Source organism: Aquitalea sp. LB_tupeE, assembly GCF_013391415.1.
Taxonomy (GTDB): Bacteria; Pseudomonadota; Gammaproteobacteria; order Burkholderiales; family Chromobacteriaceae; genus Aquitalea.
In genome coordinates this window covers 86,912-113,159 of the sequence record NZ_JACAXB010000026.1, presented here as the reverse complement: position 1 = coordinate 113,159, position 26,248 = coordinate 86,912, and the positions used below count along the sequence as shown (strand labels likewise).

General features: G+C 62.7%; 23 protein-coding genes. 5 read left to right on the top strand and 18 right to left on the bottom strand.

The features are described 5' to 3' along the window. Positions 1-10 precede the first annotated feature (10 nt). Positions 11-1,255 carry a nitrate/nitrite transporter gene (locus HWX34_RS13415; RefSeq protein ID WP_178972711.1) on the bottom strand — a complete coding sequence of 415 codons (1,245 nt, stop codon included), beginning with the start codon at positions 1,253-1,255 and terminating at the stop codon, positions 11-13. A gap of 315 nt (positions 1,256-1,570) precedes the next feature. Between HWX34_RS13415 and HWX34_RS13410 the strand changes: the two genes are divergently transcribed. From HWX34_RS13410 to moaA, 4 genes are all read left to right on the top strand, one after another. Beyond that, complete coding sequence (locus HWX34_RS13410; protein WP_178972710.1) at positions 1,571-3,478, top strand: type IV pili methyl-accepting chemotaxis transducer N-terminal domain-containing protein; 1,908 nt, start codon at positions 1,571-1,573, stop codon at positions 3,476-3,478. After that, positions 3,475-4,131, top strand: a complete 657-nt coding sequence (locus HWX34_RS13405) for a response regulator transcription factor (RefSeq protein WP_178972709.1) — start codon at positions 3,475-3,477, stop codon at positions 4,129-4,131. The genes HWX34_RS13410 and HWX34_RS13405 overlap by 4 nt, the downstream gene beginning before the upstream one ends. 98 nt (positions 4,132-4,229) lie before the next feature. Beyond that, positions 4,230-5,456: a sensor domain-containing diguanylate cyclase gene (locus HWX34_RS13400; RefSeq protein WP_178972708.1), complete on the top strand. Its 1,227-nt coding sequence runs from the start codon at positions 4,230-4,232 to the stop codon at positions 5,454-5,456. Positions 5,457-5,563: 107 nt separating this feature from the next. Beyond that, positions 5,564-6,538: a GTP 3',8-cyclase MoaA gene (gene moaA / locus HWX34_RS13395; RefSeq protein WP_178972707.1), complete on the top strand. Its 975-nt coding sequence runs from the start codon at positions 5,564-5,566 to the stop codon at positions 6,536-6,538. On the opposite strand, the gene HWX34_RS13390 is transcribed toward moaA, so the two are convergent. The 9 genes from HWX34_RS13390 to HWX34_RS13350 form a co-directional block, all read right to left on the bottom strand. Continuing rightward, positions 6,516-7,466, bottom strand: a complete 951-nt coding sequence (locus HWX34_RS13390) for an iron-siderophore ABC transporter substrate-binding protein (protein WP_178972706.1) — start codon at positions 7,464-7,466, stop codon at positions 6,516-6,518. The genes moaA and HWX34_RS13390 overlap by 23 nt on opposite strands. Continuing rightward, positions 7,463-9,463 carry a Fe(3+)-hydroxamate ABC transporter permease FhuB gene (fhuB, locus tag HWX34_RS13385; protein ID WP_178972705.1) on the bottom strand — a complete coding sequence of 667 codons (2,001 nt, stop codon included), beginning with the start codon at positions 9,461-9,463 and terminating at the stop codon, positions 7,463-7,465. The genes HWX34_RS13390 and fhuB overlap by 4 nt, the downstream gene beginning before the upstream one ends. 1 nt (position 9,464) lies before the next feature. Beyond that, the gene (locus tag HWX34_RS13380) at positions 9,465-10,232 is read right to left on the bottom strand and encodes an ABC transporter ATP-binding protein (protein ID WP_178972704.1); all 768 of its coding nucleotides are present in this window, start codon (positions 10,230-10,232) and stop codon (positions 9,465-9,467) included. Then, positions 10,216-11,001, bottom strand: a complete 786-nt coding sequence (locus tag HWX34_RS13375; RefSeq protein WP_178972703.1) for a siderophore ferric iron reductase — start codon at positions 10,999-11,001, stop codon at positions 10,216-10,218. The genes HWX34_RS13380 and HWX34_RS13375 overlap by 17 nt, the downstream gene beginning before the upstream one ends. Next, the gene (locus tag HWX34_RS13370) at positions 10,988-12,811 is read right to left on the bottom strand and encodes an IucA/IucC family siderophore biosynthesis protein (RefSeq protein WP_178972702.1); all 1,824 of its coding nucleotides are present in this window, start codon (positions 12,809-12,811) and stop codon (positions 10,988-10,990) included. Before HWX34_RS13370 ends, HWX34_RS13375 begins: the two co-directional genes overlap by 14 nt. Before the next feature lie 61 nt (positions 12,812-12,872). Beyond that, positions 12,873-13,469 carry a GNAT family N-acetyltransferase gene (locus HWX34_RS13365; protein WP_178972701.1) on the bottom strand — a complete coding sequence of 199 codons (597 nt, stop codon included), beginning with the start codon at positions 13,467-13,469 and terminating at the stop codon, positions 12,873-12,875. Next, positions 13,466-14,641, bottom strand: a complete 1,176-nt coding sequence (locus tag HWX34_RS13360) for an MFS transporter (protein WP_178972700.1) — start codon at positions 14,639-14,641, stop codon at positions 13,466-13,468. The genes HWX34_RS13365 and HWX34_RS13360 overlap by 4 nt, the downstream gene beginning before the upstream one ends. Beyond that, positions 14,638-15,957 (bottom strand): lysine N(6)-hydroxylase/L-ornithine N(5)-oxygenase family protein, encoded by a 1,320-nt coding sequence (locus HWX34_RS13355; RefSeq protein ID WP_178972699.1) that lies wholly within the window; start codon positions 15,955-15,957, stop codon positions 14,638-14,640. Before HWX34_RS13355 ends, HWX34_RS13360 begins: the two co-directional genes overlap by 4 nt. A 166-nt stretch (positions 15,958-16,123) precedes the next feature. After that, positions 16,124-16,387: a hypothetical protein gene (locus HWX34_RS13350; protein ID WP_178972698.1), complete on the bottom strand. Its 264-nt coding sequence runs from the start codon at positions 16,385-16,387 to the stop codon at positions 16,124-16,126. Between HWX34_RS13350 and HWX34_RS13345 the strand changes: the two genes are divergently transcribed. Further along, positions 16,374-18,530, top strand: coding sequence for a TonB-dependent siderophore receptor (locus HWX34_RS13345; RefSeq protein WP_178972697.1), 2,157 nt, complete (start codon positions 16,374-16,376; stop codon positions 18,528-18,530). The two genes, HWX34_RS13350 and HWX34_RS13345, sit on opposite strands and share 14 nt — an antisense overlap. A gap of 78 nt (positions 18,531-18,608) precedes the next feature. Here the strand turns inward: HWX34_RS13345 and HWX34_RS13340 are convergent, their stop codons facing one another. The 8 genes from HWX34_RS13340 to HWX34_RS13305 form a co-directional block, all read right to left on the bottom strand. After that, a complete protein-coding gene (locus tag HWX34_RS13340; RefSeq protein WP_178972696.1) occupies positions 18,609-19,286 on the bottom strand; it encodes a Crp/Fnr family transcriptional regulator in 678 nt (225 codons plus the stop codon). A gap of 158 nt (positions 19,287-19,444) precedes the next feature. Next, positions 19,445-20,983 carry a cytochrome D1 domain-containing protein gene (locus tag HWX34_RS13335; protein WP_255496720.1) on the bottom strand — a complete coding sequence of 513 codons (1,539 nt, stop codon included), beginning with the start codon at positions 20,981-20,983 and terminating at the stop codon, positions 19,445-19,447. A 134-nt stretch (positions 20,984-21,117) separates the two neighbouring features. After that, complete coding sequence (gene nirJ, locus HWX34_RS13330; RefSeq protein WP_178972695.1) at positions 21,118-22,314, bottom strand: heme d1 biosynthesis radical SAM protein NirJ; 1,197 nt, start codon at positions 22,312-22,314, stop codon at positions 21,118-21,120. 88 nt (positions 22,315-22,402) lie between these two features. Then, positions 22,403-23,410 (bottom strand): Lrp/AsnC family transcriptional regulator, encoded by a 1,008-nt coding sequence (locus HWX34_RS13325; protein WP_178972694.1) that lies wholly within the window; start codon positions 23,408-23,410, stop codon positions 22,403-22,405. Further along, positions 23,394-24,398 (bottom strand): Lrp/AsnC family transcriptional regulator, encoded by a 1,005-nt coding sequence (locus tag HWX34_RS13320; protein ID WP_178972693.1) that lies wholly within the window; start codon positions 24,396-24,398, stop codon positions 23,394-23,396. The genes HWX34_RS13325 and HWX34_RS13320 overlap by 17 nt, the downstream gene beginning before the upstream one ends. After that, positions 24,398-25,606, bottom strand: coding sequence for a cytochrome D1 domain-containing protein (locus HWX34_RS13315; protein ID WP_178972692.1), 1,209 nt, complete (start codon positions 25,604-25,606; stop codon positions 24,398-24,400). The genes HWX34_RS13320 and HWX34_RS13315 overlap by 1 nt, the downstream gene beginning before the upstream one ends. Next, positions 25,567-25,911 carry a cytochrome c gene (locus tag HWX34_RS13310; RefSeq protein ID WP_178972691.1) on the bottom strand — a complete coding sequence of 115 codons (345 nt, stop codon included), beginning with the start codon at positions 25,909-25,911 and terminating at the stop codon, positions 25,567-25,569. Before HWX34_RS13310 ends, HWX34_RS13315 begins: the two co-directional genes overlap by 40 nt. Further along, on the bottom strand, positions 25,893-26,201 hold the full coding sequence (locus HWX34_RS13305; RefSeq protein WP_178972690.1) for a c-type cytochrome: 309 nt from the start codon (positions 26,199-26,201) through the stop codon (positions 25,893-25,895). Before HWX34_RS13305 ends, HWX34_RS13310 begins: the two co-directional genes overlap by 19 nt. Positions 26,202-26,248: the final 47 nt, after the last annotated feature.

Here is a 26,248-nt window from a genome sequence, read left to right as displayed (position 1 = left end):
TTCAGGCCGACTATTTGGCCGCTGCGGCCACGGCCTTGCCCTGTGCGGGCTTGAAGGAAAAGTGCATCCATACCAGCGACACGCATACCGTGCCGTACAGCAGCATGAAGGCGCTGCTGCGCACGCCGGTGACATCCAGCAGCACGCCAAACAGGATGGGCAACAGGAAACCGCCCATGCCGCCCGCCAGGCCCACTACGCCGGATACCGCGCCGATATTGTCGGGAAACTCATTGGCAATGAACTTGAACACCGAGGCCTTGCCGATGGCCATGGCAATGCCCACGCCAAACAGCATCAGGGTGAACTGGGTGACCCCCAGCCCGATATGGAAGCTTTGCACGCCATGAGTGGTGGTGATGCTGAAGTCGGTTTGCGGGTAAGACAGGATGAAAAACGCCACCCAGCAGCTCCACATCACCCCCCAGGTCACCTTGTAGGGGCCAAAGCGGTCGGACAGCCAGCCGCCCATCGCCCGCAGCACGCCGCCGGGCAGGGAGAAACAGGCCGCCAGAAACGCCGCATGCTTGATGTCAAAACCGTACTCGCCCACGTAGTACTTAGTCATCCACAGTGCCAGCGCCACATAGCCGCCAAACACCACCGAGTAGTACTGGCAGTAGCGCAGCACGGCCGGGTTTTTCATTAGCACCAGCTGGCTGCGCAGGCTGGCCTTGCTGCTGACCAGATGGGCCTTGTCCTGATAGGAAAACAGCCAGAACAAGATGGCCGTCACCAGCATGATGCCGGCGTATACCGAAGGCACCAGCTGCCAGCCACCGATGGCGATGATGCCGGGTGCCACCAGCTTGGTGAGCGAAGAACCGGCATTACCGGCACCAAACACGCCCATGGCCATGCCCTGCTGCTCCGGCTTGAACCAGCGCGCCACATAGGGCGTGCCAACAGAAAAAGCCCCGCCGGCCAGCCCCACCAGCAGGCCGATGGCCAGGAACTGCCAGTAGGCCGTGGCGTACTGCATGATGAAAATGAAGGGCACGCAGGTCAGCATCAGCACAAACAGCACGATGCGGCCGCCAAAGCGGTCGGTCCAGATACCCAGCGGCACCCGCACCAGCGAGCCGGACAGCACCGGCGTGGCGGCCAGAATACCGAATTCGGTTTCGTTCAGCCCCAGATGCTGTTTGATGGGAATGCCCAGCACGGCAAACATCATCCAGATCATGAAACAGATGGTGAAGGCAAGGGTGCTGGACGCCAGTACCGCATACTGCTTGAAGCGTAATGAAGCCATGATGCCGTGCTCCGCTATTGGGATAGCTGGCATTTAACCCTTTTCCACACGCGGGAAATATTCACCGATAGCAGCACGCCAGGCGGCATGAGGAGCTAGGCAGCTGCGGCAGATGGAGAAGCCGGACTAATCACTATGGGGGATGGTCAGCCGCCAAACCGCGCCACAGCGGGCCATCAGCCAGCTGCCATCCCGGCGCTGTTCTCCTCCTTATGGAGAATTGCTGTCACACAGGACAGGCATTATTGTTAAGCTGAAGCACAGGAGAGTAACCATGCCCTCTCCTGCCCCCCAGCCCCACCGGACCCGTCCTGAATGATGCTTTACCAGACCCCGCAATGGCGCAGCCTGTCCACCAAACTGCTGATGCTGACCATCGCCTGGCTGCTGCTGGCCATGACCTCCATCGGCTACACCCTGGTGCTGTCCTGGAAGCTGGAAGGCGGCGCCGCCGCCATCAACGATGCCGGCAGCCTGCGCATGCGCAGCTATCACATTGCCCTGCAAGTGAGCGAAGGCGCGCCGCTGAATGCCATTCACGATGAAGAACAGCAATTTGCCACCATTCTGGCGCGCCTGAAAAAAGGTGACCCGGCCCGCCCGCTGTTTTTGCCGGACAATGCTGCGGTTCATCAGCAGGTGGCGCTCATCGAGCAAGCCTGGCAGCAGGACATGCAACCCCTGCTGGAAACCGCCGCCCGGCAGGCCGGCCAGCCACGCAAGATGGAACGACCTGACATTGCCAGCTTCGTCAACCGCATAGACCGGCTGGTGAAACTGGTGGAAGAAGACAATGCACGCAACACCACCTTGCTGCGCTTTTTCCAGATGGCGCTGATTGCCATGGCCATAGTCGGCTCCTTCAGCATGATGTTCTTGTTGTTCCTGCTGGTGATCCGTCCGCTCAATGCCCTGGGCGAAGGCATGCTGCGGCTGCGCGACGGCAATCTGGCCACCCGCGTAAGCGTGGACAGCAGTGATGAATTTGCCTCCATCGCCACCGGCTTTAACCAGATGGCCGACCGCCTGCAAGACCTGTACACCACGCTGGAACAAAAGGTGGTCGAAAAAACCCGTTCGGTGGAAGAGAAAAACCGCCAACTGGCCGCCCTGTACAACGTCACGGCCTTTTTGCACGGCTCGCACACGCTGGACAATATGTGCAGTGGCTTCATCAGCCGTCTGATCGAACTCACCGGTGCCGATGCCGGCAGCGTACGGCTGGTGGATTTCAAGCGTGGCCGGCTGGAACTGATTGCCCAGCAAGGCCTGCCGCTGGACATGCTGGAGCACGATGACTGCGCCCCCATCGACGGCTGCCTGTGCGGCGATGCCGTGCAACAGCCGGTGTCGGTGATTCACCGCTTCGACCAACTGCCGCAGATGGAAGAAAAACACTGCCAACGCGTCGGCTTTGCCAGCATTTCGGTGTTCCACATCCGTCACAACCAGAACAATGTCGGCATTTTCACGCTGTACTTCTATCAAGCGTCGCAATTGAGCACGCAAGACCAGTTTTTGCTGGAAACCCTGGGCAGCCACCTGGGCGTGGCGGTGGAAAACCAGCGCCTGGCCGCACGCGACCGCCAGTTTGCCGTGGCAGAAGAGCGCAACCTGATGGCGCAAGGCCTGCACGACAGCATTGCCCAGTCACTGTCCTTCCTCAACCTGCAAGTACAGATGCTGGAATCCGCTCTGGCCGAGCAGCAAACGGAACAGGCACAGGAAAACCTGGCCTGCATCCGTGCCGGTGTGCAGGAATGCTATGAGGACGTGCGCGAACTGCTGCTCAACTTCCGCACCCGCATCAACAAGGAAGACTTTGCCGATGCGGTACGCACCTTGCTGGACCGTTTCGAAAAACAGGCGCGTGTGCCTACCCAGCTCAGCCTCAGCGGTAATGGCCTGGCGCTGGACCCGCAACAGCAGCTGCAGGTGATTTTCATCCTGCAAGAAGCCCTGTCCAATGTACGCAAACATGCCCACGCCCGCCGCGTCACGGTGGAAATTAGCAATGATGCCGATTTTTGCATGCAGATACGTGATGATGGCTGCGGCTTTGACGAAGATCTTGTCGCCAGCCGTCGCGCCAGCCATGTCGGCCTGTCCATCATGCAGGAACGCGCAGCGCGCATTCATGGCCAGATCAGCATCAAGGCGCATGCCGACGGCGGCACCGAAGTCAGCCTGCTGCTCCCCCACACTGAAAGACAAGCCGCATGACCCCCATCCGCATCCTGTTGGTTGACGACCACACCCTGTTTCGCAGTGGCCTGAAAGCCCTGCTGCAACGCCAGAACGATTTTGAAATCGTCGGCGAAGCCGCCGACGGTCTGGAAGGCGTCAAACTGTGCGAGCAACTAAAGCCCGACGTGGTGCTGCTGGACATTGACATGCCGCAGATGAACGGCCGCGAAGCCCTGGCACAAATCCAGGTCACCCAGCCCCAGCTGGCGGTGTTGATGCTTACCGTGTCCGAAGACGGCGACGACCTGGCTGAATGCCTGAAAACCGGCGCACGCGGCTATCTGCTGAAAAACATCAATGCCGACTTCCTGCTGGACAGCATCCGCCGGGCGGTGGATGGCGACAGCGTGCTGTCGCCGGAAATGACCTCCAAGCTGCTGTCGCAATTGCGTGGCGGCGAAAGCAGCAAAAGCAAGCGCAGCGGCGTGGAGCAACTGACCCAGCGCGAGCGGGAAATCCTGGCCTGGCTCAGCCGTGGCGTCAGCAACAAGGAAATTGCCCGCTCGCTGGACCTGGCAGAGAGCACCATCAAGGTCCATGTGCAGAATATCCTGCGCAAACTCAGCCTTAACGGCCGGGTACAGGCCGCGCTGTTTGCCGTCGAACACGGGCTGGACAAGCTGCCCTGAACCATGACCTTGCCATTAATGGTGTTGAAGCTGGCAAAAAGGACAACTACCATGTCATACATGGACACGCCCAACACTGCCGCTGCCAGCTAAACACCATGACATCCTTTGCGCTGCTGGATGCCCTGCATACCCCGGTCTGGATCATCCTGCCGGACAGCGGGAAGCTGTTGTTCGCCAACCGCCAGGCCAGTCAACTGTCTGGCGGTCAGGACATCGCCTGCCTGCGTGGTGGTCATCTGTCTGCACGCGCACTGGAACAGCTGAGCGACTACAGCCCGGACATGCTGCAATACCAGCAGGTGGTGGAAGTATGGACCCTGCCCGGTCAGGACGGCCCGCAAGTGCTGTGCTGCCGCCTGGGCCATCTGCGACTGGAAGACGACCGCCCGGCCATCATTGCCGAAGGCATGCTGGAAGCCGCCCTGCCCGCCGTAGCCCCCAGCGTGCTGTCTGCCGACCCCGGACGCGACGGCAGCTTTCACGAAATGCTGATGCAAACCAATAGCGCGCCCATGCTGTTGATCGACCCGGCCGATGATGGCCGCATCGTCAACGTCAATCAGGCGGCTGCGCGTTTTTATGGCTATCCGCGCGAAGTATTCATCCACAAGCACACCTGGGAAATCAACGCCATGGGGCGGGACATCCTGCCGGTGATGCACCATATTTCACAATTGCCCGGTGGCCACAAGCCGCTGAGTTTTGTTCACCGCCTGGCCGATGGCAGCCTGCGCGACGTACAGACCTATGCCGGGCCGGTGTTGATTCACGGCCAACGCTTGATGTTATGCGTGGTGCACGACATTACCGAGCAAAAACGGCTGAAGGCCGAACTGGAACAGGCCGCACTGAAAGACCCGCTTACCGGCCTGTGGAACCGGCGGCACCTGCTGCTGCAACTGGAACGTGCCATCCAGGACAAGCAGCGTTTTGGCAACGATTTCAGCCTGATCCTGATCGACGCGGACAACTTCAAGCAAATCAACGACCAGCACGGCCACTTTACCGGTGACGAAGTGCTGGTATGGCTGGCCCGCACCCTGGAGTCCCGCGTGCGGGCGCAAGATACCGTGTGCCGCTGGGGTGGCGAGGAGTTCGTCATCCTGCTGCCGCAAACCAGTCACGACAATGCCATGCGGCTGGCCGAAGCACTGCGCCGCACCGTGGCAGAAAACCGGCATGAGAAACTGCCGGCCATCACGGTAAGCCTGGGCGTGGCCATCCACCAGGACAATGAAACCGTGGAAAGCCTGATCATGCGGGTGGACAACGCGCTGTATCAGGCCAAGCACCTGGGTCGCAATCGCGTGATGGCGGCCTGAGCCGCCCCCTACTCCCTACGGCGTAGCCCGGCCTCCACCACTGGCCAACTGGCAAGCCGCCACGCTCAGCCTACACTGACAGCCATTCTCCCCTTCTGGTGCCAGCCATGCTGTCCGACCGTTTTGGCAGAACCATCGACTATCTGCGCGTATCCGTCACCGACCGCTGCGACCTGCGTTGCAGCTATTGCATTCCCAAAGGCTTCAAAGGCTTCGAGGAACCGGCAAACTGGTTGCGCTTTGACGAAATCGAACGCGTGGTGGCCGCTTTTGCCCGGCTGGGCACGCGCCGCTTCCGCCTGACCGGCGGCGAACCCTTGCTGCGGCGTGACTTGCCGCAGCTGGTAGCTGCACTGGCAGCCCTGCCCGGCGTGGAAGACCTGTCGCTCACCAGCAATGGCACCCAGCTGGCCAGCCTGGCCGCGCCGCTGAAAGCCGCCGGCCTGCAACGCCTGAATATCAGCCTGGATTCGCTGCGCCGCGACTGCGTGGCCAGCATCAGTGGCAGCGACAGCCTGGACAAGGTGCTGTTGGGGCTGGCGGCTGCCAAACAGGCGGGCTTTGCCAATATCAAGATCAATATGGTGCCGCTGGCCGGGGTGAACGACGGTGATATCGAATCCATGCTGGCCTACTGCATGGAACAGGGCTTTGTGCTGCGTCTGATCGAAGCCATGCCCATGGGTAGTACCGGCCAGGCCGCGCAAGGGCTGGACCTGAGCCAGTTGCTGAACAAACTCACCCGCCAGCATGGCCTGATGGCCAGCAGCCGCAGCCTGGGCGGCGGCCCCGCCTCTTACTGGCAGAACGCCGACGCCAGCTTCACCCTGGGACTGATTACGCCGCTGTCGCAGCACTTCTGCGCCACCTGCAACCGGGTGCGGCTATCGGTGGATGGCACGCTGTACATGTGTCTGGGCCAGGAAGAACAACTGGAACTGCGCCCGCTATTACGTGCCGGTTGCAGCGATGCCGAGCTGGAAGCCGCCATTCGCGCCGCTATCGAACTGAAGCCGGAAAAACACGAATTCATTCAGCAGCCACAGCAGGTGGTGCGCTTCATGTCGATGACCGGCGGCTAGCCCGGTTTGCTGCCACCGGCTGGTCAGCCAGTAGCGGCAAGCGTAACAAGGCTGCCGTCATGCGCTGGGCCAGGTAATACAAGGAGCCCACCCCGCCATAACTCCAGGCCGGGGCTACCGCAGCCAGCCGCTGCTGCCGGACAAAAGGCATGCCCTGCCACAGCGGGCTGACAAACAGCCGCCCGGCTTCGGCAAATGGTTCTTGATACAGCACAACATCATCGCGCCAGGCCACCAGGTCCACCACCCGCTGCTGGTTGATTCCCCATACCGAAGCCGCCGCCGTGCCGGTAGTGTTCAGGCCCAGCCGGCGCAAGGCCAGCACCGGCATGGCATTGCTGCCATACACATACACATTGGAGGCATTGGCAAAACGAATGACCTGCACCCGTGGCAAACGCCGGGCACCATGCGCCTGCAATTGCTGACGTAATTGCGCAAAGCCCAGTGCCAGCTGGTGCAACCTGGCGTCAGCCTGCGGCTGGCGGCCCAGCACCCGGCCCAGTTGCCGGAAAATGGCTTCGGCTGCCTGGGCATGGTCCTCGTTCGGGCGGAAAGCATCGATGCTCAGCACCGGCGCAATGGCTTGCAGTCGCGGGCGCAAGGCATCCAGCACCGGACTGCTCAGGATAAGATCGGGCTTCAGGCTGGCCAGCAATTCCAGATTCGGCTCCAGCCGGCTGCCCGCCGACAGCGCTCCGGCGGGGAGCAATGGCTGCGCCACCCAGCGCCGGTAATCGTCGGCATCCGCCACCGCCAGCGGGGTGATGCCCAGCTCCAGCAGGTTTTCCGCCGCCTCCCAGCTGAGCGCCACAATACGCTTGGCTGTCGGCATGGCCGGTGCCGCCCTCAGTTCATCCACACCACCGGCAATGGCCTGGCAGGCCAGCACCCACCACAACAGCACACAATACCAGCCACGCCTCATTGCCCACCTCCACGCCGCAGGCGTTGCCACCCCAGCAACAACAGGAAATAACAACCGCACAACACCGATGCCAGCATGCCCAGCGGCAGTTGACGCGGATAAATCAGCACCCGTCCCAGCCAGTCGGCCAGCAGCAGCAAAGCGGCGCCCAGCAAGGCGGCCACCAGCAGCTGTCTTGCTGCCTGCCGCGCGCCCAGCATGCTGGCCATATGGGGTGCCAGCAGGCCTAAAAACGCCACCGGCCCCAGTACCGCGGTCACCGCAGCAGTCAGCAAGGCCACCAGCAGCAGCAGGCCCAGACGCGCGGCAGCCAGATGCAGGCCACGCCCCTGTGCCAGGCCATCGCCCAGACCAAGCAGAGTCAGCACGCGCTGGCAGGCCAGGGCCAGCACGGCCAGCAACAGCATGGCTAGGCCGAGCGACAAGGCCTGCGCCGGCGTTACCCGGTAACTGGAACCGGACAACCATGCCAATACCGCCAGGCTGTCCGGCGTGCCCTTGGCCAGTACCGTTTGCAACATGGCGTCCAGCATGGCTGCCAAGGCAATGCCGCTGAGCGCCATCATGCCCGGCGCATACTGGTGGCGACGGCCCAGCCCAAGCAAAGCAACCAGCACCAGCAAGGCCCCCAGCAAGGCAAACAGGATGCCGTCCTGCAGCAAGGACCGCCCCAGGCAAGCGGCCACCAGCAGCATGCACAAGGTGGAGCCCGCCGACAGGCCGAGCAGATCGGGGCTGGCCAGCGGATTACGCAGCAGCCGCTGCAATAGCACGCCAGCCAGCGCCAGGCCCGCCCCGGCGCTCAGGGCCACCAGGCTGCGCGGCCAGCGCAACGACCATAGCAAGGCATCCGGCCACTGCCATTGCCAGCCATCGGGGCCGGGGGCCAGCGCGATACTCAGCCAGCACAAGCCCAGCAATGTCCCCAGCAGCAGCAGGTAGTTGCGCTTGCGCCACTGACGCTGACTGCCCGGTATCTGCAACATCGCCGTGTGCTGCGCCGCGTTCATGCTGCGCCGTACCAGCCACAGCAGCAGCGGCCCGCCCAGCAAGGCCGTCACCGCGCCGCTGGGCAGGCTGCTGCCCGTCCAGCGGCCGATGGCCAGTGCCAGACAATCGCTGCCCAGCAAACAAGCCGCGCCCAGGAACGCACTGCAGGCCAGTTGCGCCAGCGGACGGCGCGCACCCAGCAACCGGGCCAGATTGGGGGCCAGCAGGCCGATGAAACCGATCAGCCCCACCGCCGTCACCGTCACCGCGCTCAGCCACAGTGCCGCCAGCAACAACAGCAGAATGGTGCCCAGTGCCAGCCCGCGGCCGCGCGCGGCCGCCACACCCAGCGACAGCATGGCCAATGGCCGGGGTGCCAGCCACAGCAACAACACGACAGGCAGCAGGCGTGGCCACAACCACTGCGCCCATTGCCAGTCTATTTGCACCAGATCGCCGGCACCCCAGACAAACAGATTGCTGGCGTACTGGTCGTGCAATAACACCAGCATGGTGGCCATGCCGCCCAGCAGCAGATTCACCGCCATGCCGGCCAGCACCAGCGGCAAGCCGTTCAGCCCGCGCGGACCGGCCAACAGCAAAACCAGCCCCAAGGCCAGCATGGCACCCAGCAAGGCCGGCCAGCCGCTGCTCAAGGAGGGATTGTCCGGCAGCACCACGGCAGCCAGCACCACACCCAGCCAGGCACCCGAAGAAATGCCCAGCGTCATGGGCGACACCAGCCGATTGCCGCTGAGTTGTTGCAGCACGCTGCCGGACAGGCCCAGCGCGGCGCCGGCCAGCAAGGCCATCACCATGCGTGGCAGGCTGGCGTAATAAAACTGCAGGCTGGCAATGTCCTGCTGTTGCCACCACGGTCCGGCAGGCGGCATGCCACCGTTAAGCCACAGGTGCAGGCCCGCCAATACCATCAGGCCAGCTAATGCCCAGTACAGCGCCCCAGGCAGTCGGCCGTACAGGCCAGGCTTGGCAATCACATGCTCCATATCAGGCCACCACCGCCACCGGACAGGCTTGCCCGGCCTGCTCCAGCAGGCGGATTTCTATGCCGTACAGGCCGGACAGCCGCGGCGAATGCAATAATTCCAGCGGGCTGCCGTCAAAGTACAAGGCCCCGCGCTGCAAGGCGATGATGCGGTCGGCAAAGCGGGCGGCCAGGTTCAGATCATGCAGCACCACCACCACACCACGTCCGGTCTGCCGGTTCAGGCGGCGCAACAGGCCCATCATTTCGTATTGATGGGCCAGATCCAGCGCCGAGGTGGGCTCATCCAGCAGCAGCAACGGCGATTGCTGGGCCAGCAACATGGCAATCCAGGCCCGCTGGCGCTCGCCGCCGGACAGGCTGTCCGCCGCCCGCGCGGCATACTGGCTGACATCGGCATCGGCCATGGCCTGTGCCACCACGGCACTATCCTGCTCGCGCCAGCGGCCAAACAGCCCGCACCAGGGATAACGTCCCAGCGCCACCAGTTCCGCCACCGTCAGCCCGGCGGCGTCCGGCAGGCGCTGCGGCAAATACGCCACCTGACGGGCAAACTGGCGGGCAGACAGCCGGGCGTTGGGCACGCCATTCAGCAATACCTGTCCCTGATCCGGCTGTAGCTGGCGGGCCAGTACATTCATCAAGGTGGATTTGCCGGAGCCGTTATGCCCCAGAATGACGGTGAAGGCCGTCCCGTCCAGCTGCAAGGCCGGTATGTCTAACAGGCGACGTCCCTGACGCTGCACCTGGATATCATGCAAGCTCAACATCTTGTTGTGCCCACTCCTGTTTGAGCAGCGCAATGCGCGCTGCCGGTTTCAATTTCGGACACGTACTGCACAGTGTCCCGTCACAGCGGCGAAAATGCTGACAGCAGGCACGCCGCTCCAGTGCCAGCCGCTCGCCGCCCTGCTCCAGCGCCACCGGCCACAGCCCGCTGGCCTCTGGCAGTTGCATTGCATCCAGCCACTGTGCACACCAGTCGGTCACCGTGGCGTTATCCAGCGCCGGGCGCTGCTGCTGCACCCGCAGCAAGGCGGCGGCCACACAATCGGCCAATAAGCGGCCTGCCAGCTTGGGGTGCAATGGCTGCTGGGCATACAGCTGGGCATGCAGGCAGTCGGCAATTTCCGTGAGTTGCCACGCGGCCTGCTGGCGCAGGCTGGCGACAGCAGCAGGCTGCAGCACTTGGTCTGGCAGGCTGAAACCGGCCACCATGCCGGGCAACAAGCGCTGCTGCATGGCAGTGAAGTCCGGCAGCACTGCCGCCAGCTCCACCGCCAGCACCGTGGCGTAGGCAGGCTGCCACAGCAGCAGGCTCCAGCTGCGGCAGCCCCAGTAATGCGGGCCCGCTTCCGGATGCTGCTGGCACAGGTGCTGCAGCAGTTGGCCGATGGCCGCACTGGCGCTGCCAATGGCAAATTCATCTTGCGCGGGCAGCCCCACCCGGCCCTCCAGCCCGGGCAGCGCCCGGGCCAGCAGCGGCAGCAAACTACCCAGTGGCAGAGTGCTGCCTGCGGCGCAATCAGTCGGCCACATGATTCGCCGCATGATTGCCCAGCGGATTGCGCAAGGTGCCGGCAAACTTGAGGTTGCCCGCCGGGTTGGCCAGGTCCAGCATTTGCTGGTTATTGCCCAGTTGCAGCCGGTTGAGGCATGAGCGGTCAAACTCCGGCATGAACAGGTCGTAGCGGGCAAAACGCTCGGCCAACTGCGGGAATTGCGCCTGGTAAGTACGCACGCACTGGCCAACTTCCTGCCAGAACGCTTGTTCGGGCAGGCCGCAATGCTCATCCAGAATGGCGGACAGATAGCGGAAGAAGCCGTCGAACACGTCGGTGAACAAGGCCAGCAGTTTCATGTGTTCCGGCACCTTCACCGCCAGCCGTGCCACTGCCGGTGGCAAGGCGGCGTCCGGGTTGAGGATGGCGGCCTCCTCGGCAATGTCCTTCATGATGGCGCGCTGCGGAATATTGTTGTCCAGCTGCAGGATGAGGTTTTCCCCATGCGGCATGAACACCAGCTCGTGGGCATAGAAGCAATGCAGCAGCGGTGCCAGATAGGCTTGCAGATAGCGCGCCACCCAGCTGCGCGCATCCAGACCGGAACTCTTGATCAGCGCGGCCAGCAAGGACTCCCCCGCCGCATCGATATGCAGCAGCGCGGCCATGGTCATCAGCCGCTTGCCCGGTGCCAGCAAGGACGCCGGGCTTTCACGCCACAGCGCCGACAACATCTTCTTGTACGGCGAGTCCTTGCTGATGCCGCTGTCGAAATAGGGATTGCGAAAACCGATGGAAGCCACTTCGCGCAAAATGGCAAAGCCTTGCTGGCGCAAGTAGGCATCACTGTCCACCAGCTGGCGGATCCAGTCGTTGATGGCCGGAGTGGCCAGCATGTAATACGGCGACAGCCCGCGCATGAAGCCCATATTGAGAATAGACAGCGCGGTTTTCACATAGCGGCGCTGCGGCTGGCTGATGTTATAAAAGGTGCGGATGGACTGCTGCGCCAGATAGGCATCCTCGCCATACCCCAGGCAGACGATATGGCGCTGTGCCACTTCCGGCGCAAAGGAAATGGCCAGCTTGTTGAACCACTGCCACGGGTGGGCCGGCATCAGCAGGTAGTCGTCCATATCCAGTTGCTGCGCGGCCAGCTGGCGGGCAAAACCGGCCAGCGCCTCGCTGCCCAGTTCTTCTTGCAACAGGCGCTGGTAATCCAGATCGGCCGCGCACGAGAAGGTGGCCCGCGCCTTGTGCACCGCCAGCCAGATCAGCCGCTGCGGCGCTGCGGCTTCCGGCGCATGGCGCAGGTAATCCACCGCATCAAAGCCGATACGGCCGTTATTGGCGACAAAGCCCGGATGCCCTTCCATCATCGAGGTTTCCACCGACTGGAAATCCGCCCGGGTCAGTTCCTCGGCACTCAGCCCGCCACGGGCATGCTTGTAGGCACTGCCATACAAGGTGCTGCTGATTTCCTCCAGGTACACCGGCATCATGTCGTCGCCTATGCCCAGCGGTGTTTTGAATTCGATGATGAAGGCCAGCGCGTCCAGCTCGGCGGCGGCACCCTTAACAGTACGCTGGATGGATGCCGGATCGATCAGCCAGTGCTCCAGTGCCAGTAACCGGGCACGGAAGGTGTATGCGCCGCTGCCATCCGGAATGGGCAGGCGGTATTCACCCCAGCCATCCTCTTGTTGCTGCAATTCCGGCGTCAGCAACAGTTCGTGGGAGAACTCGGCAATGGCCTTGCGCAGCAGCAGGCGGTTGACCTTGGCCCAGATGGCCGGCTGCAGATGGGAAACCAGTTGTTGCGGATGTTGATGATTGACGTTTTGCATGGTGTTCCTTGCACCAGGACCTGGCCGCCTGACAGCGGCTGCCCTGGCAGGGTAAATGTTGTCAGAGTGCACACGCGGCCTGGCCGCTGATGGCTTGCAGATGGGCGTCGAACTGCGCCCGCGTGCAGAAAGCCAGCGCGGCACGCTTGTGCGGCAGTGCGATTTCGCCTTGATAGACAAAGCCGGCATAGCGGTTGAGCTGGTGGATCTTGTCGTTGCGCACATCCGGCTCCACCACCACGCGGCGGACGGATGACTCGGCAAACAAGGCGGCCAGCACCGTATCCATCACCACCCGGCTAAAACCGCTGCGCGGCTGCTCTGGCGGGGCCAGCAGCAAATGCATGCCGATATCGCCGGGCTGTACCGGGTAATGGCGGCCCAGCTCGTCATGGGCCGGGTCGTAGCGCTCCATCAGGAAAGCCGGTGCATCGTCCAGCCAGGCCAGCCAGGCCTGGGCATGGCCGCTGGCCTGCAAGCTGGCATAGGCGGCAGTGACTGCTGCCAGCTCATGCCCCTGCATGCCCCAGTAGCGGGCGTAATCACGCTGCACCCAGTCATGCAGCAAGGGGATGTCCTCGGGAATGCGCAAGCCATGCAGACGAAAGTAGCCAAAACCCTCCACCTGACGGGTGAACAAAGGTAAACGCGCCGTCATGGGCAAACTCCTTGGGAAAGTGCCGGGGCAGGTTCCCGCAGCAATACAGGGGATAACAGCCAGCACAGCAGCAGCCCCAGCGCTGCGGCCACAAACGGGGCCAGCAAGCCATGGCCCGCCACCAGCACACCGGCGGCGGAAGAAGACAGCAACACGCCCAGGTTCTGGCACAGGCTGATGCGGCTGTAGTCACGGGCGTAGTGCGCCGGGCTGCTGTGGCGGAACAATTGCACATCCAGCCATACCGTCAGCTGGAACAGCGCCCAGCCAAACAGGCAGCGCCCCAGCAACAGCAGTGGCAGCCAGGGCTGGGCCTGCAACAGCAAACCGGCCGCCCCCAGCCACCACAGGTGGCGCAGGCCAGCCGTTGCCGTCAGGCCACGCTGCGAACGCCGCCGCGCATGCCACAAACCCAGCAAGGCCATGGCAGCAGGCAGGGCAAACACCGCCGCGGCCAGCAGACTGTTGTCGATACCGCTTTGCTGCTGCCAGTACAGGGCAAAGAAGCCGCGCACCAGATAGGCACTGCAGTAGAACAACAACATCAGCAGTCCCAGCCGCCACAGCGCAGCACCTGCCGCCGGCGGGCTGGCTGCCTGCTCCTGCTCTGCCTCCACAACCGCAGATGACGCGCGCGGATGCCAGCGCAGCCACAGGCACAGAGCCATTTGCAGCAGGTCTGCCAGCGCCATCAGCAAGAAGATATCCCCCGGTGGCAACAGGCCCAGCAAGGCGCCACCCAGCAAGGCTCCGGCGATGCCACCAAAGTGAACAATCACCGACAACAGGCCGATCAGGCTGCCGTGCTGTTGCCGTGGGGTCTGGCTCATCAGCATGGGGTAGATCAGCAGATAGCTGGCCTTGCACGCCACCATGCCCAGCGATGCCAGCCAGAAGGCGGCCATGCTGTTGCTGTAGGCGCTGCACAGGCAGAGCAAGGCCGCCGCCAGTTGGGTGACAGGCAATAGCCGCAGCAAGGCCACCCGCCTTGCCAGTGCCGCCCAGGCGGGCAGCGCCAGCATCACCACCAGACACATGGCAGCCAGGTAATTGCCCACCAGGCTGGCATCGTTCACCCCGAAGCGGCTGGCAAAGTACTGGGGATAAAACGGCAGCAATACCGCATCGCCCACCACCGCCAGGCTGGTCAGGGTCAGCAATACCCGCCTCATGCGCTCATGCGCTCCGGCGCGGGCTGCGACTGCGGCACGGTGAATTGCTGGAAGGCAATGCGCTGCTCCACCGGATAGTGGGCAACACCGGTCATGCTGCGGATCAGCCGGGCATTGCGATAGCACGCCATGCCAAGGTCCGGCGACGACAAGCCATGCGTGTGCAGTTCGGCGTTTTGTACAAACAGGCGGTGGTCGGCATCGATGCTGTAATCGCGCGCCACGGCAAAGCGGCCACGGGCATCACGCTGGATGCGCCCGGCAATGGGTGCCAGGAAGTCTGGCTGGCGGTAGCCATAACCGGTGGCCAACACCAGTGCGGCGGTTTCCAGCTGGAAGTCCTGCTGTTGTTCCTGCTGCTGCAAGCTGAGCACGAAGCGCCCGCTGGCCTTGTCATGCCGGCAAGCGGTAAGCGCGGTATTGGCCAGCAGCAGGGTGTTGGGCGTGCCGTTCAGGTGCTTGCGGTACAGCAGCTCGTGAATGTCGTTGATCAGGCTGGCATTGATGCCTTTGAACAGGCCTTTTTGCTGCTGCAACAACTGGTCGCGCTGCGGCAGCGACAGCCGGTGGAAGTAATCCACATATTCCGGCGAAGTCAGTTCCAGCGTCAGCTTGGTGTATTCCAGCGGGAAGAAACGCGGCGAGCGGGTGAGCCAGTTGAGCTGGTAGCCGTAACGGTCGATGTCTTGCAGCAGGTCGTAATAAATCTCTGCCGCACTCTGCCCGCTGCCGACAATGGTGATGGAAGGCTGGCGCTGCAAGGCTGCCTTGTCAGCCAGATAGCTGGCGGAGTGGCTGGCCTGCTGCTGCACCGACTGGCAGCACTCCGGCCACAGCGGCACGGTACCGGTACCTAATACCAGATGGCGACCACGGTATAGCTCGGCTTCGCCGCTGGCCAGGTTATGGCAATACACCTGATAGAGGTGGTTGATTTCGTCGTACTCCACCCGCTCTACCCGGCGCTGCCAACGCAGGTTCTCCAACTGTGCGCACACCCACTGGCAGTACTGGTTGTACTCCTGACGCAGCATGAAAAAGTCTTCGCGGATGTAAAACGCGTAAATCCGCCCGCTTTGCTTGAGGTAGTTCAAAAAGCTGAAGCGGCTGGTGGGGTCCGCCAGCGTCACCAGGTCGGCCAGAAACGGCGTTTGCAGGGTGGCGTTCTCCAGCAGCATGCCGGGATGCCAGTCAAAGCCGTCGGCCTGATCGAGAAACACACCATCCAGCCCGTCCAGCGGTTGAGTCAGGCAGGCCAGACCCAGGTTGAAGGGGCCAATGCCAATGGCAACAAAGTCGTGGATCTTGCTGTTCATTACAGCGCCCTCCTGACAGTCAAGACAGGAAAGATGGCTTGCGGGACAAGATTCTGCTTCATGTTTTCATCGCTCCGGGTACTGGCTGAGCCAGTGGGTGGGAGGTCCGGTACCGGTGGGCCACTGTCTGGGCAAACCGGACGGACAAGGCTGTCCCGGCGGGTGCTTAGCGCCCCGCCAAGGGCTTACAGGAAGCCTGCCGGCCAGCGTGCTGCATGTTGCGAGTTGTCATGAATGCCACTCCTGCAATCAGAATTTTCACAATATTATTGCGAATGATAATAATTATCAATAGCATTATTGCATCAACCATGCCACGGCCACACGCCGCAGGCATGGTCGAATGCTTCCCCTTCAGCAAACCGGCGGGGGCCGGGCGCGGGAAGCAATATCCGTCATCCATCAAGGGAACAGTGATGAACAGCAGCAAGAAGCAGCGATCCACCAGCCAGGTTCTGGGTCACGCAGTGTGCATGGCCAGCCTGGCACTGGCGGTGCAACAGGCCTATGCCGCCACCGACAGCGCCACGCTGGACACCGTGAAAGTCAGCGCCGATCAAGCCAATGATGCGCTGGCACCGACACAGGGCTATCAGGTGGGCAGCAGCAAGAGCGCCAGCAAAACCGATACACCGTTGCAAGACATTCCGCAGGCCGTGTCTGTGGTCACCCGTCAGCAAATTGAAGACCAGCAAGCCCGCACCATCAGCGAAGCACTCAATTACACCCCTGGGGTATTTACCGGTGCGGTGGGTTCCACTACCCGCTACGACTACATCGTGTTGCGTGGCTTTAGCGATCACCCCACCGCCAATGAATTTCTGGACGGACTGCGCCTGTTTGGCGACCCGGACGGCTACAACACCCTACAGATTGACCCCTACGTAGTGGAAAGGCTGGATGTGGTACGCGGGCCGGCATCCGCCAGCTATGGCCAGGCCGCACCCGGCGGTGTGGTGGCCATCACCAGCAAACGCCCGCTGCAATCGGACTACCACGAGTTGTCGCTGACCGTGGGCAACCATCAGCAACGATCGCTGGGGCTGGATTTTGGCGGTGCCGTGGCCGGGCGCGATGATCTGTCCTACCGCCTGGTGGCCAAAGGCAGCGCCGCCGACCAGCAGCAGAATGGCGCCAGCACCGAGCGCTATGTGCTGGCCCCCTCGCTCAACTGGAAAATCAGCGACCGCACCAATTTGCTGCTGCAAGCCTATTTGCAGAAAGACCCCAGCACCGGCTACCACGGCACCCTGCCCTATTACGGCACCGTGGTACCGCATAACGGCAAGACCATCTCCACCAGCTTCAACGAAGGCTCCAGTGGCGACGGCATGAGCCGCGATCAGCAATACTTTGGCTATCAGCTGGAACACCGCATCAACGACGCGCTGACCTTCCGCCAGCAATACCGCCTGCAACTGAGCAAGACCGACCTGAGCCAGTACTCCGATGTGGGCTGGGTGTCGGACAGCTCCGATCTGCTCAACCGCACCTATGCCCGCTCCAGCGAGCGCTCCACCGCCCACATCATCGACAACAACCTGGAAGCCCGCTTCAGTGCGCTGGGACTCAGGCACACCGTGCTGGCCGGGCTGGACTACCAGACCAGCCGCAACAAGGGCGACAACTCCTATACCTACACCGGCACCACCATCAATCCCTTCAACACCGTCTATGACGACAGCAGCCACCCGCTGTCCTACAAATACTTCGACCGCAAGCGCGATCAGACCGGCGTCTACCTGCAGGACCAGATGGCACTGGACAACTGGAAGCTGACCGCCGGCCTGCGTCACGATCAGGCCAAGGTATCGGAAACCAATACCGGCACCGGCGTCAGCAATAGCTGGGATGGTGGCAAAACCACCGGTCGGCTGGGGCTGGTATACCAGGCCGCCAATGGCCTGAGCCCCTACCTGAGCTATAGCGAAGGTTTCGACCCCAGCCAGGCCTATGCCACCGATACCAATGGCAATGTGCTCAAACCGATGCAAAGCAAGCAAAGCGAAGTCGGCATCCGTTACCAGCCAAGCAGCGACATCCAGCTGTCGGCGGCCATTTACGACTTGCGCCAAAGCAATGTCGCCCAGTACAACGCCACCACTTTCAAATACGATCCCATCGGCAAGGTGCGCTCACGCGGCGTGGAACTGGAAGCCAATGCCAAGTTGACCAAGCAGCTGTCCTTGCTGGCTGGCTACACCTATACCGACATGGAAGTGACCGAAGGCAGCAACCAGGGCAAAACACCGTATCTGGCCCCGGCGCACAAGGCCACTGCCTGGCTGGACTACGCCTTTGACCGCGGCATCAATCTGGGCGGCGGCATTCGCCATACCGGCTGGATGTGGGCTGATAGCGCCAACACCCTGACCATTCCGGGTGTCACGCTGTACGACCTGCGCCTGCGGCTGCAACTGGGCCAGTTCAGCCCGTCGCTCAAAGGCAGCACGCTGCAGATCAACGCCAACAACCTGGCCAACAAGACCTACGTGGCATCGTGCTACAGCAGCTATGCCTGCTACTACGGTGAAAAGCGCAATATCAGCGCCACCGTCAGCTACAAGTGGTAATGCCTGGCTGACAAAGCAAAACGCCTGACATGATCAGGCGTTTTTCATTGTTCAGCGCAGCAAGAAGGACAGTGCCGCCTAGTCCGCGCTCTGGCGCAGGCCGTCCACATTCAGCAGGCTGATTTCCCGGCCATTCACCTCGATCAGCCCCGCTTCGCTCAACTGGTGCAGCATGCGCGACAGCGTTTCCGGCGTCAGGTTAAGCCGCGAGGCAATCAGGTTCTTGTTGACCGGCAGCGTCACCAGCGGCATCGGCACAGTGAGGTCGGCGTTCTGCAACAGATAACCCACCACCCGCTGCAGCGATGTTTCGATGGTGTAGCGCTCGACGTCACGCACCAGACCGTGCAAGCGCATCGACAGCCCGGCCAGCAAGCGGCGGGCAAAGGCCGGGTCATTTTCGATGGCCTGGTTGATGCCCTGTGCCTCCACTTTCAGTAAAAAGCCGTCTTCCAGCAACTGCGCCATCACCGGGCAAGGCTTGCCCAGAAACATCACCGCCTCGGCAAAACTCTGGCCGGGGTGGATGATTTCCATTACTTTTTCGCTGCCCTGACTGGAGGAAATGGCCAGCTTCACCCGGCCATACACCACCAGGAACATGCCGTCACAAGGGTCGCCCTTCTGGAAAATCACCTGCCCCTTGCTGCCACGCACTTCGTGGGTAAAGGGCACCAGCGCCTCGATCTGCGCCGGAGACAGTTGCTGGAACAAGGGCTGATGCCGCAAGAAAGCGGGAATATCGACTGTTTGCATGACTTTTCCATAGGCGCGCTGTGCAGCAACGCTGCCGACTATAAGCCGCCGCTCGCCACAGCACCATGCACACAAAGCATCAGGCAACTACGCCAATCGGCGTAGAACCAGCATGGCGCATGCGCGCTGGCGTTCGGTGGTTTCAAGGACTGCGGGCCTCAGTGACTGGTCCCTTCCGAACGATTGACCTTGTTGAACACATTGTATTTGCCGATGGGTTTGGCCATGGGCAGCGCCGCCACTTCGCGCAGGGTTTGCGCATCCACCACAATCAGCTCGCCCGGGTTTTCCATCACCGACACCAGCGCATAACGGCCATCACGGGTGAATTCCACGTGGGCGGTGGTCTTGCCCGGCCGCAATACCAGCTGGCGCACCACGCTGAGGCTGCGCTTGTCGATGATGGACAGCGTGTCCTTGTGTGCGCTCATCATGGAATCGGCCCAGGCATAAGGCGTGTTTTCGTGGCTGCGCAGAAAGAAGCCCGGCCCCGGCAACTGCACCTGTTTGATCAGCTGCCAGCTATCCATGTCAACGAAACTGAGCTGGCCACCCTTGAGATTAGGTGTAGCCATGATGCGATGGCCATCGCGCTCGAAGCTGATACCGGAACCCAGATGCGGCATGCCATCCAGCGGCAGGTCCGCCACCTTGCTGCGGCTGTCCAGGCTGATCACCTGCGCCTGCCCGCTGCGAGAAGCACCCAACACATGCTGATAAGACGGGTCAAAGTAAAAGTCGTCCAGCACCATGGACAGCGGCGTCACGCGCGGGGAAAGAAAGCCCGGCTGCGCCAGCGCCTCGCCCATCTGGTAGTCGTGCACCAGGCCGGGGTAAACCGGCGCGGCGTGGCGGTCGTAGCTGATTTCCCATAGCTCCGGCACATCTTTCAGGGCCACCACAAAGCTGTGACGCGGCGCGGCTTCGTACACGGCGGACACTCGCGACGGGCGACCGGCAGCATCGCGCACCGCAATGGTTTTCACCGGGGCCAGGCCGTGGGCGTCCAGCAGCACCAGCGTTTGCGGCAGGGTGTTGCCGGCCAGAATCCAGTTGCCGTCGTCTGATACCGCGATATTGCGGGTGTTCAAGCCCACGCGGATATCCGCCACCACTTGCAGGCTGTACAGGTCGTACTGGGTCACCCAGCCATCGCGGCTGGAAAAATAGACAAAGCGGCCATCAGGCGAAAACTTGGGGCCGCCATGCACGGCATAGTGGCTGGCAAAACGGGTAATGGGCTGGAAGCGGTCGCCATCCAGCACCGTGACATGGTGGTCGCCCGCCTCCACCACCACAAACAGGTTGAGCGGATTGGCTGTGTATTGCGGCTTGGCCAGCAGGCTGGAGAGTGCCACCGGCTGGCGGTGCGAGGCGCGCATGTCGACATCACTCCAGCGCGGCGGCGTGGTCGGGCTGCTTTGTACATAGGCCGTCAGCTGGCGGATCTGCTCATCACTCAGCCGGTCGGCAAAACCGGCCATCTGGGTGGCGCTGCGCCCCTGGCGGATGGTGTTGCTGATTTCGGCGGGTTTCAGCCGCTCCAGGCTTTCCGGCAGCAAGGCCGGGCCCATGCCGCCCAAGCGGTCCGCGCCGTGGCAGCTTTGGCAATGCTGGCCGTATAACTGCGCGGCAGCGGATGGGTCCATGTCGGCGGCGGGGGCGGCATGCAGCGGCAGGCTAAGAGCGGCTAACAAAATAGCGTAGCGTCCCTGGGGCAAGGCGTGCCGACGCCGACAGTACAAGGGTACGGCAAGGAGGCGCAACGTAGCAGAAGGGTTTTTGCTAGCGGCTCTAAGCGCCATGCCGAACAAGACTAACCAGCGTTTCATCATGCTGTCTCCCTCTGCCATGGTGTCAGCGGTGCCAGCGCATGCACGCCGCTGGCCACGCCCACTTCTTCATCGCTCAGATAACAGGCCGGATCTGCTGCCCAGAAATTGCCGGTCAGCTCCCAGGCGCGTACCCGGGTATTGCCATTGCAGATGGCCAGATGCTGACAGGCAGCGCAGCGCCCTTGCACCGGCCGTGGCGACTGGCGCAGTCCGGCCATCAAGGGATGGGATTCATCCTGCCAGATGGCGGAAAACGGCCGCTGGCGCACATTGCCAAGCTGCACCTTCCACCACATGGTGTCCGGGTGCACATTGCCCAGATTGTCGATATTGGCGACGTTCACCCCGCTGGCGTTACCGCCCCAGGCCAGCAGGCGCTGCCGCAGCTGCGCCGCCTGCGCCGGGTAATGCCGCGCAGCCCAGTGCAGCAGGTAAACCGCATCGGCGTCGTTATTGCCGGTGACAAAATCGCGCGGCTTGCCCGCGCGAATGTGTTGCAGACAGGACTCGATCAGCAAATCCATCGCCCAACGCGTGCGTGGCTGACGGGCATCATCGGCCCGGTGCTTGTTGCCGCGCCCGGCATAGTTGAGATGGGAAAAATAGAACTTGGCTATATCCTCCACCGCCAGCAATTGCAGCAGTGCGGGCAGGTCGTCGGCATTATCTTCGGTCATGGTGTAGCGCAGGCCCACCTTGAGGCCGGCATCGCGCGCCAGTCGCATGCCGTGCAAGGCCAGTTCGTAGCCACCGGCCAGGCGGCGGAAGCGGTCGTGGGTGGCACCAATGCCATCCAGGCTGACGCCGACATAGTCGAAGCCGACCGCGGCCAGCGCCGAGATATTGCGCTCGTCAATCAGCGTGCCGTTGCTGGACAGGCCCACATAAAAACCCATGGCCTTGGCGCGGGCGGCCAGCTCGAAAATATCCGGCCGCAGCAGTGGCTCGCCGCCGGACAGAATCAGCACCCGCACGCCAAAGGCGTACAAATCGTCCATCACCGCGCAGGCTTCTGCCGTACTCAGTTCACCCAGGAAATCCTTGTTGGCCGAGGTGGAGTAACAATGCTGGCAGGTAAGGTTGCAGCGGCGGATCAGGTTCCAGATCACCACCGGGCCGCCGGGTTTGCCGCTGCGGGCGGGGGCGGCGGCCGGGTCCAGCAGGCTTTGCAGATAGGGTGTCAGGCGCAGCATGGCTGGCTCCGGCAATGGTGATGGCCATCAGTGTGCAGGCCGCCCCCGGCCCGTCTCCTTGACCCGTATCAACGGGATCAATCCCGGCTTACACCCGCAGGCCGGACTTCTTCAGGATGCGGGTGGAAAACAGCAGCGCATGGCGGCGGCAGGCCGGGCCCAGCAATTGCAATAGCGCGGCCTGCTGTTCGCGTACGGCACGGCGATTGTCGCCATGCACCATGGCAAACAGGTTGTACGGCCAGTGCGGCAGATGGCGTGGACGGCGATAGCAATGGCTGACGCAATCGAGTCGGCCCAGTTGCTGACCCAGCTGGTCTACCAGCTCATCCGCCACATCAAACACCGCCATGCCGTTGGCGCGGTAGCCGATGGCATAGTGATTGGGCACCGCGCCGATGCGGCGTATCACCCCCTGCTCCAGCATGCGGCCCAGTCGGGTCAATACCTCCTGCTCTGGCAATTGCAGGCTGTCGGCCAGCTGGCGGTAGGGCTGCTCCACCAAGGGCAGACCAGCCTGAGTGGCGCGGATCAACCGCCAGTCGTTTTCGTCCAGTTCCGGTGCCATGAGCGGTTCATCCACACTGCCCCGCGCGGCACTGGCCTGCCCTACCGCCGCCTGGCCACCCACGGTAAAACGCATGCCGACAAAGTATTCGCGCTGCTTGGGAAAGGCATGCACGGTGAGGCCAGTGAGTAGTTCGATGGCGCTGCAGGCGGCGGAAATCCCGGCCTGGCTGGCGGCCGCCAGCACAAACCACATGTTCAACTTATGCGTGCGCTGATAGTTGTGCGCCACCGCAGGCAGGCTGTTGACCGCCGCCGCCACCTCGTCAAAGCGCGCCGGTGGCACAGCCAGTGCCGCCAGCACAAAGCAGCCACCCATGCGTTCTATCTGGTAGAGCGGGCCAAAGCGGGTGAGCACCTGACGTTGCAGCAGGCCATCCAGCCCTTGCCGCAAGGCCAGCTCGCTGCAACCGAGGGTGGCGGCGGCATGGGCAAAGGGCTGGCTGGTGAGCGGAAAGCCGCCTTGCAGCTGGTTGACGATGCAGGTTTCCAGCGGGTTGAGTGCAGCCCGGCTATGCGTGATGGCCATAACAGGCTCCGCGTTGGGTGTAGCGTTGTATCGAGGGCAAAACCGCGTGTGGAAAGGTCTGCAAACCATGACGCCGGATCAGATCGTCCAGCATGGCGTGCAGGCTGGCGGCATCACTGGCGTGAATCATGCAAAACAGCTGATAAGGCCAATGCGGCGGCCGTGCCGGGCGTTCGTAGCACAGCGTCACCGCCGGTTCTGTCGCCAACTGGCAGGCGATGGCTGCGCGGCTGGCGGCATCGTCGATCTGCCACACGCACATGGCGTTGTGGCGATAGCCCAGCTCGGCATGGCGCAGTACTGCGCCAAAGCGCCGCAGCACGCCACGGGTTTGCCAGTCCTGCAACTGCTGTAGCACCTCCGGTTCGGTCAGACCGCAGCGGCTGGCCAGCAACTGGAAGGGGCGCAATTGCAGCGGCAGGCCATCACGCAAGGCGGCCAGCAGGCGCTGCTGCCGCCAGTCCGGGTGGATAGGGTCTGGCTGACGTTGTGGTTCACGCTCTACCATGCTGCCATCCAGCGCAAAACCCAGGTCGATATGGTATTCGCGCAGCAAGGGCAGATTGAGCGGCACCAGCGCGGTAGCCAGATGAATGCGCGACAGCACCTCGGCCACGGCGGCGGCATCGCTGGCCGTTACCACGAACCACAGGTTGAAGTGATGCTCGCGCTGGTAGTTGTGGTTGACCTCGGCATGGCTGCTGACAAAGGCGGCCACCGCATCCAGCCGCTCCGGCGGCACGGCCAGTGCGGCCAGCGTGCTGCTGCCCACGGTATTGGGGGCAAACACCGCCCCCAGCCGCGACAGCAGACCGGCCTGTTGCGCCTCGTGCAGCAACTGCATCAGCTCGCTGGCCGTCCAGCCATCGCCCAACATGGCGGCCATGTCGGCAAAGGGCGTGGCACTGAGCGGAAACTGCTTCTGGCACCGGTCCAGCGCCTGCAGGCTGCGCGCAGACAGCACGGTCGGGCTTGGCTGATCTGGCATCACATCCCCATCCTGCTGGCACGGCTGCTGAAGAAAATACCGGATGGCTCCAGCGACGGCAGTGTGCGGCGCACGGTGAGCGTGGCGGTGTCGATCACCACCAGCTTGTTGTCGTCGCGGCTGGACAGCCACACCGCATCGCCACGGGGGGTGAATTCCATGTGCAGGATGGCACGGCCCGGTTGCAGGGTTTTGATGACCAAGCGGGTCGGCACATCAATCACCTGCACCTTGTCGTTATCAGGAAAGGCAAAGTTGACCCACACCCGTCGCCCGCCCGGCTCGGCCATCACGAATACCGGCTGGCCCAGCACCGGCACGCTGGCTACCTGTGCCCAGCTGCGATTGTCGGCCACCAGCACCTCATGCTGACCGATGGCGGGCAGGAAGGCGTAATCCCCGGCAATCGACCAGCCGCGCAAATGCGGCATCTTGTATACCGGCAGGGTTTGCCGGCCACGGCCATAGCCAGCCAGAATGCGCCGTACACCGGCGTCGGCATGCCAGCTATCCAGCAAGGCCAGGCCGTCTTCGCCATACAGCCCGGCAATGAAATAGCGGCCATCGCTGCTGGCTAGTCCGTCATAAGGCTGCTTGCCGATATGCTGGAAGCGCTGGATTTTCGGCGCGGCAGGCGTGCTGGCGTCCAGCACGTCGATTTCATCGGCATCGAACAGCGCATAGGCAAAACGCTTGCCGGGCAGGTCGGCAAGGCCCACTACGCGCGAGGGCTGGCCATTGGGCCCGGCAGCGGCCGGAACGCTGGCCAGCAAGGTCAGGCTGTCGGCATCAAAAAGTTTCACCCCGCCGGGGCTGTAGTTTTGCGCGGCAATCACCCGGCCATCGCTGGAAATGGCACCGCCTATGCTGTTGCTGGCTTGCTCCACCCGTTTCACCAGCCGGGCGGTGAGCAAGTCCACCTTGCTGATGGCACCATCGCGGCCAAACACATAGGCATAGCGGGCATCCGGGGAAAACACCACCGAGGCATGCGACAGATCGCCCAGGCCCTGCACCCGCGCCAGCGCCTGCTCATGGCTGTTGTCGATAATCTGCACGCTGCCGCTGGCGCGTTCGATCACCACGCCCAGATTGCCCGTGCCACGCAAGGGTGGCGTACTGGCACAGCCAGCCAGCGCCAGACATAGCAAGGGAGCCAGCAGACCGGCTAGCGTGCGCCGCCCTGTTGCAAGAGTTGAACCAGCCATTGTGCTTCTTCTTCGGAAAGGAAAGGCCGCCACGGCGGCATGGGGGTGCCGGGGCGGCCATTCAGAATGGTGGCCACCAGGCTGTCAGCCGGTTTGCCGGCCAGCGCCTGGGGGGTGAGCGGGCTGCCCAGCCCGCCTTTCAGGCTAAGCCCGTGGCAGGCACCGCAGTCCTTATGTAGCAGTTGCAGCAAGACTGCGGCGCGCGCTTCGGCTGGGGCTGCGGCAGCCTGCTGGCACAGGCTGGCTGCCAGCAGTGCCGATAATCCCGCCAGCCACAGCCTGCGTCTTACTGGGCCAGAATCCATGTCACCAGCTGCTTGAGGTCGGCATCCGGCACTTGCGGATTCGGCGACATCGGAATGGCACCAAAGCTGCCGGAACCACCCGCCTTCACCTTCTGCATCAGCTTGGCGGTGACATCCTGCCCCTTGTATTTGGCAGCCACCTGCTTGTAGGACGGGCCAACCAGCTTGGCATCCACGCTGTGGCAGGCCAGGCAGTTGTATTGTTTGGCCAGTTCCGGCCCGCTGGCCGCCTGGGCCAGCGAGGCAGAAACAGTCCCACACAGGGCCAGCGCAATCAGTACATGTTTCATGCTGCTCTCCTTGTTCCAGCAGACCTCGTACGGTCTACCGGATTTCA

Bases quoted from the DNA above. Each gene is read 5' to 3' on its own strand.
- HWX34_RS13355 (WP_178972699.1), bottom strand. From the start codon at position 15,957: ATGAACAGCAAGATCCACGACTTTGTTGCCATTGGCATTGGCCCCTTC.
- HWX34_RS13310 (WP_178972691.1), bottom strand. From the start codon at position 25,911: ATGGATTCTGGCCCAGTAAGACGCAGGCTGTGGCTGGCGGGATTATCG.
- HWX34_RS13390 (WP_178972706.1), bottom strand. From the start codon at position 7,466: ATGAGGCGTGGCTGGTATTGTGTGCTGTTGTGGTGGGTGCTGGCCTGC.
- HWX34_RS13405 (WP_178972709.1), top strand. From the start codon at position 3,475: ATGACCCCCATCCGCATCCTGTTGGTTGACGACCACACCCTGTTTCGC.
- HWX34_RS13320 (WP_178972693.1), bottom strand. From the start codon at position 24,398: ATGCCAGATCAGCCAAGCCCGACCGTGCTGTCTGCGCGCAGCCTGCAG.
- HWX34_RS13415 (WP_178972711.1), bottom strand. From the start codon at position 1,255: ATGGCTTCATTACGCTTCAAGCAGTATGCGGTACTGGCGTCCAGCACC.
- HWX34_RS13370 (WP_178972702.1), bottom strand. From the start codon at position 12,811: ATGCAAAACGTCAATCATCAACATCCGCAACAACTGGTTTCCCATCTG.
- HWX34_RS13375 (WP_178972703.1), bottom strand. From the start codon at position 11,001: ATGTGGCCGACTGATTGCGCCGCAGGCAGCACTCTGCCACTGGGTAGT.
- HWX34_RS13410 (WP_178972710.1), top strand. From the start codon at position 1,571: ATGATGCTTTACCAGACCCCGCAATGGCGCAGCCTGTCCACCAAACTG.
- HWX34_RS13305 (WP_178972690.1), bottom strand. From the start codon at position 26,201: ATGAAACATGTACTGATTGCGCTGGCCCTGTGTGGGACTGTTTCTGCC.
- HWX34_RS13325 (WP_178972694.1), bottom strand. From the start codon at position 23,410: ATGGCCATCACGCATAGCCGGGCTGCACTCAACCCGCTGGAAACCTGC.
- HWX34_RS13340 (WP_178972696.1), bottom strand. From the start codon at position 19,286: ATGCAAACAGTCGATATTCCCGCTTTCTTGCGGCATCAGCCCTTGTTC.
- fhuB (WP_178972705.1), bottom strand. From the start codon at position 9,463: ATGGAGCATGTGATTGCCAAGCCTGGCCTGTACGGCCGACTGCCTGGG.
- HWX34_RS13380 (WP_178972704.1), bottom strand. From the start codon at position 10,232: ATGTTGAGCTTGCATGATATCCAGGTGCAGCGTCAGGGACGTCGCCTG.
- HWX34_RS13400 (WP_178972708.1), top strand. From the start codon at position 4,230: ATGACATCCTTTGCGCTGCTGGATGCCCTGCATACCCCGGTCTGGATC.
- moaA (WP_178972707.1), top strand. From the start codon at position 5,564: ATGCTGTCCGACCGTTTTGGCAGAACCATCGACTATCTGCGCGTATCC.
- HWX34_RS13365 (WP_178972701.1), bottom strand. From the start codon at position 13,469: ATGACGGCGCGTTTACCTTTGTTCACCCGTCAGGTGGAGGGTTTTGGC.
- HWX34_RS13315 (WP_178972692.1), bottom strand. From the start codon at position 25,606: ATGGCTGGTTCAACTCTTGCAACAGGGCGGCGCACGCTAGCCGGTCTG.
- HWX34_RS13360 (WP_178972700.1), bottom strand. From the start codon at position 14,641: ATGAGGCGGGTATTGCTGACCCTGACCAGCCTGGCGGTGGTGGGCGAT.
- HWX34_RS13345 (WP_178972697.1), top strand. From the start codon at position 16,374: ATGAACAGCAGCAAGAAGCAGCGATCCACCAGCCAGGTTCTGGGTCAC.
- nirJ (WP_178972695.1), bottom strand. From the start codon at position 22,314: ATGCTGCGCCTGACACCCTATCTGCAAAGCCTGCTGGACCCGGCCGCC.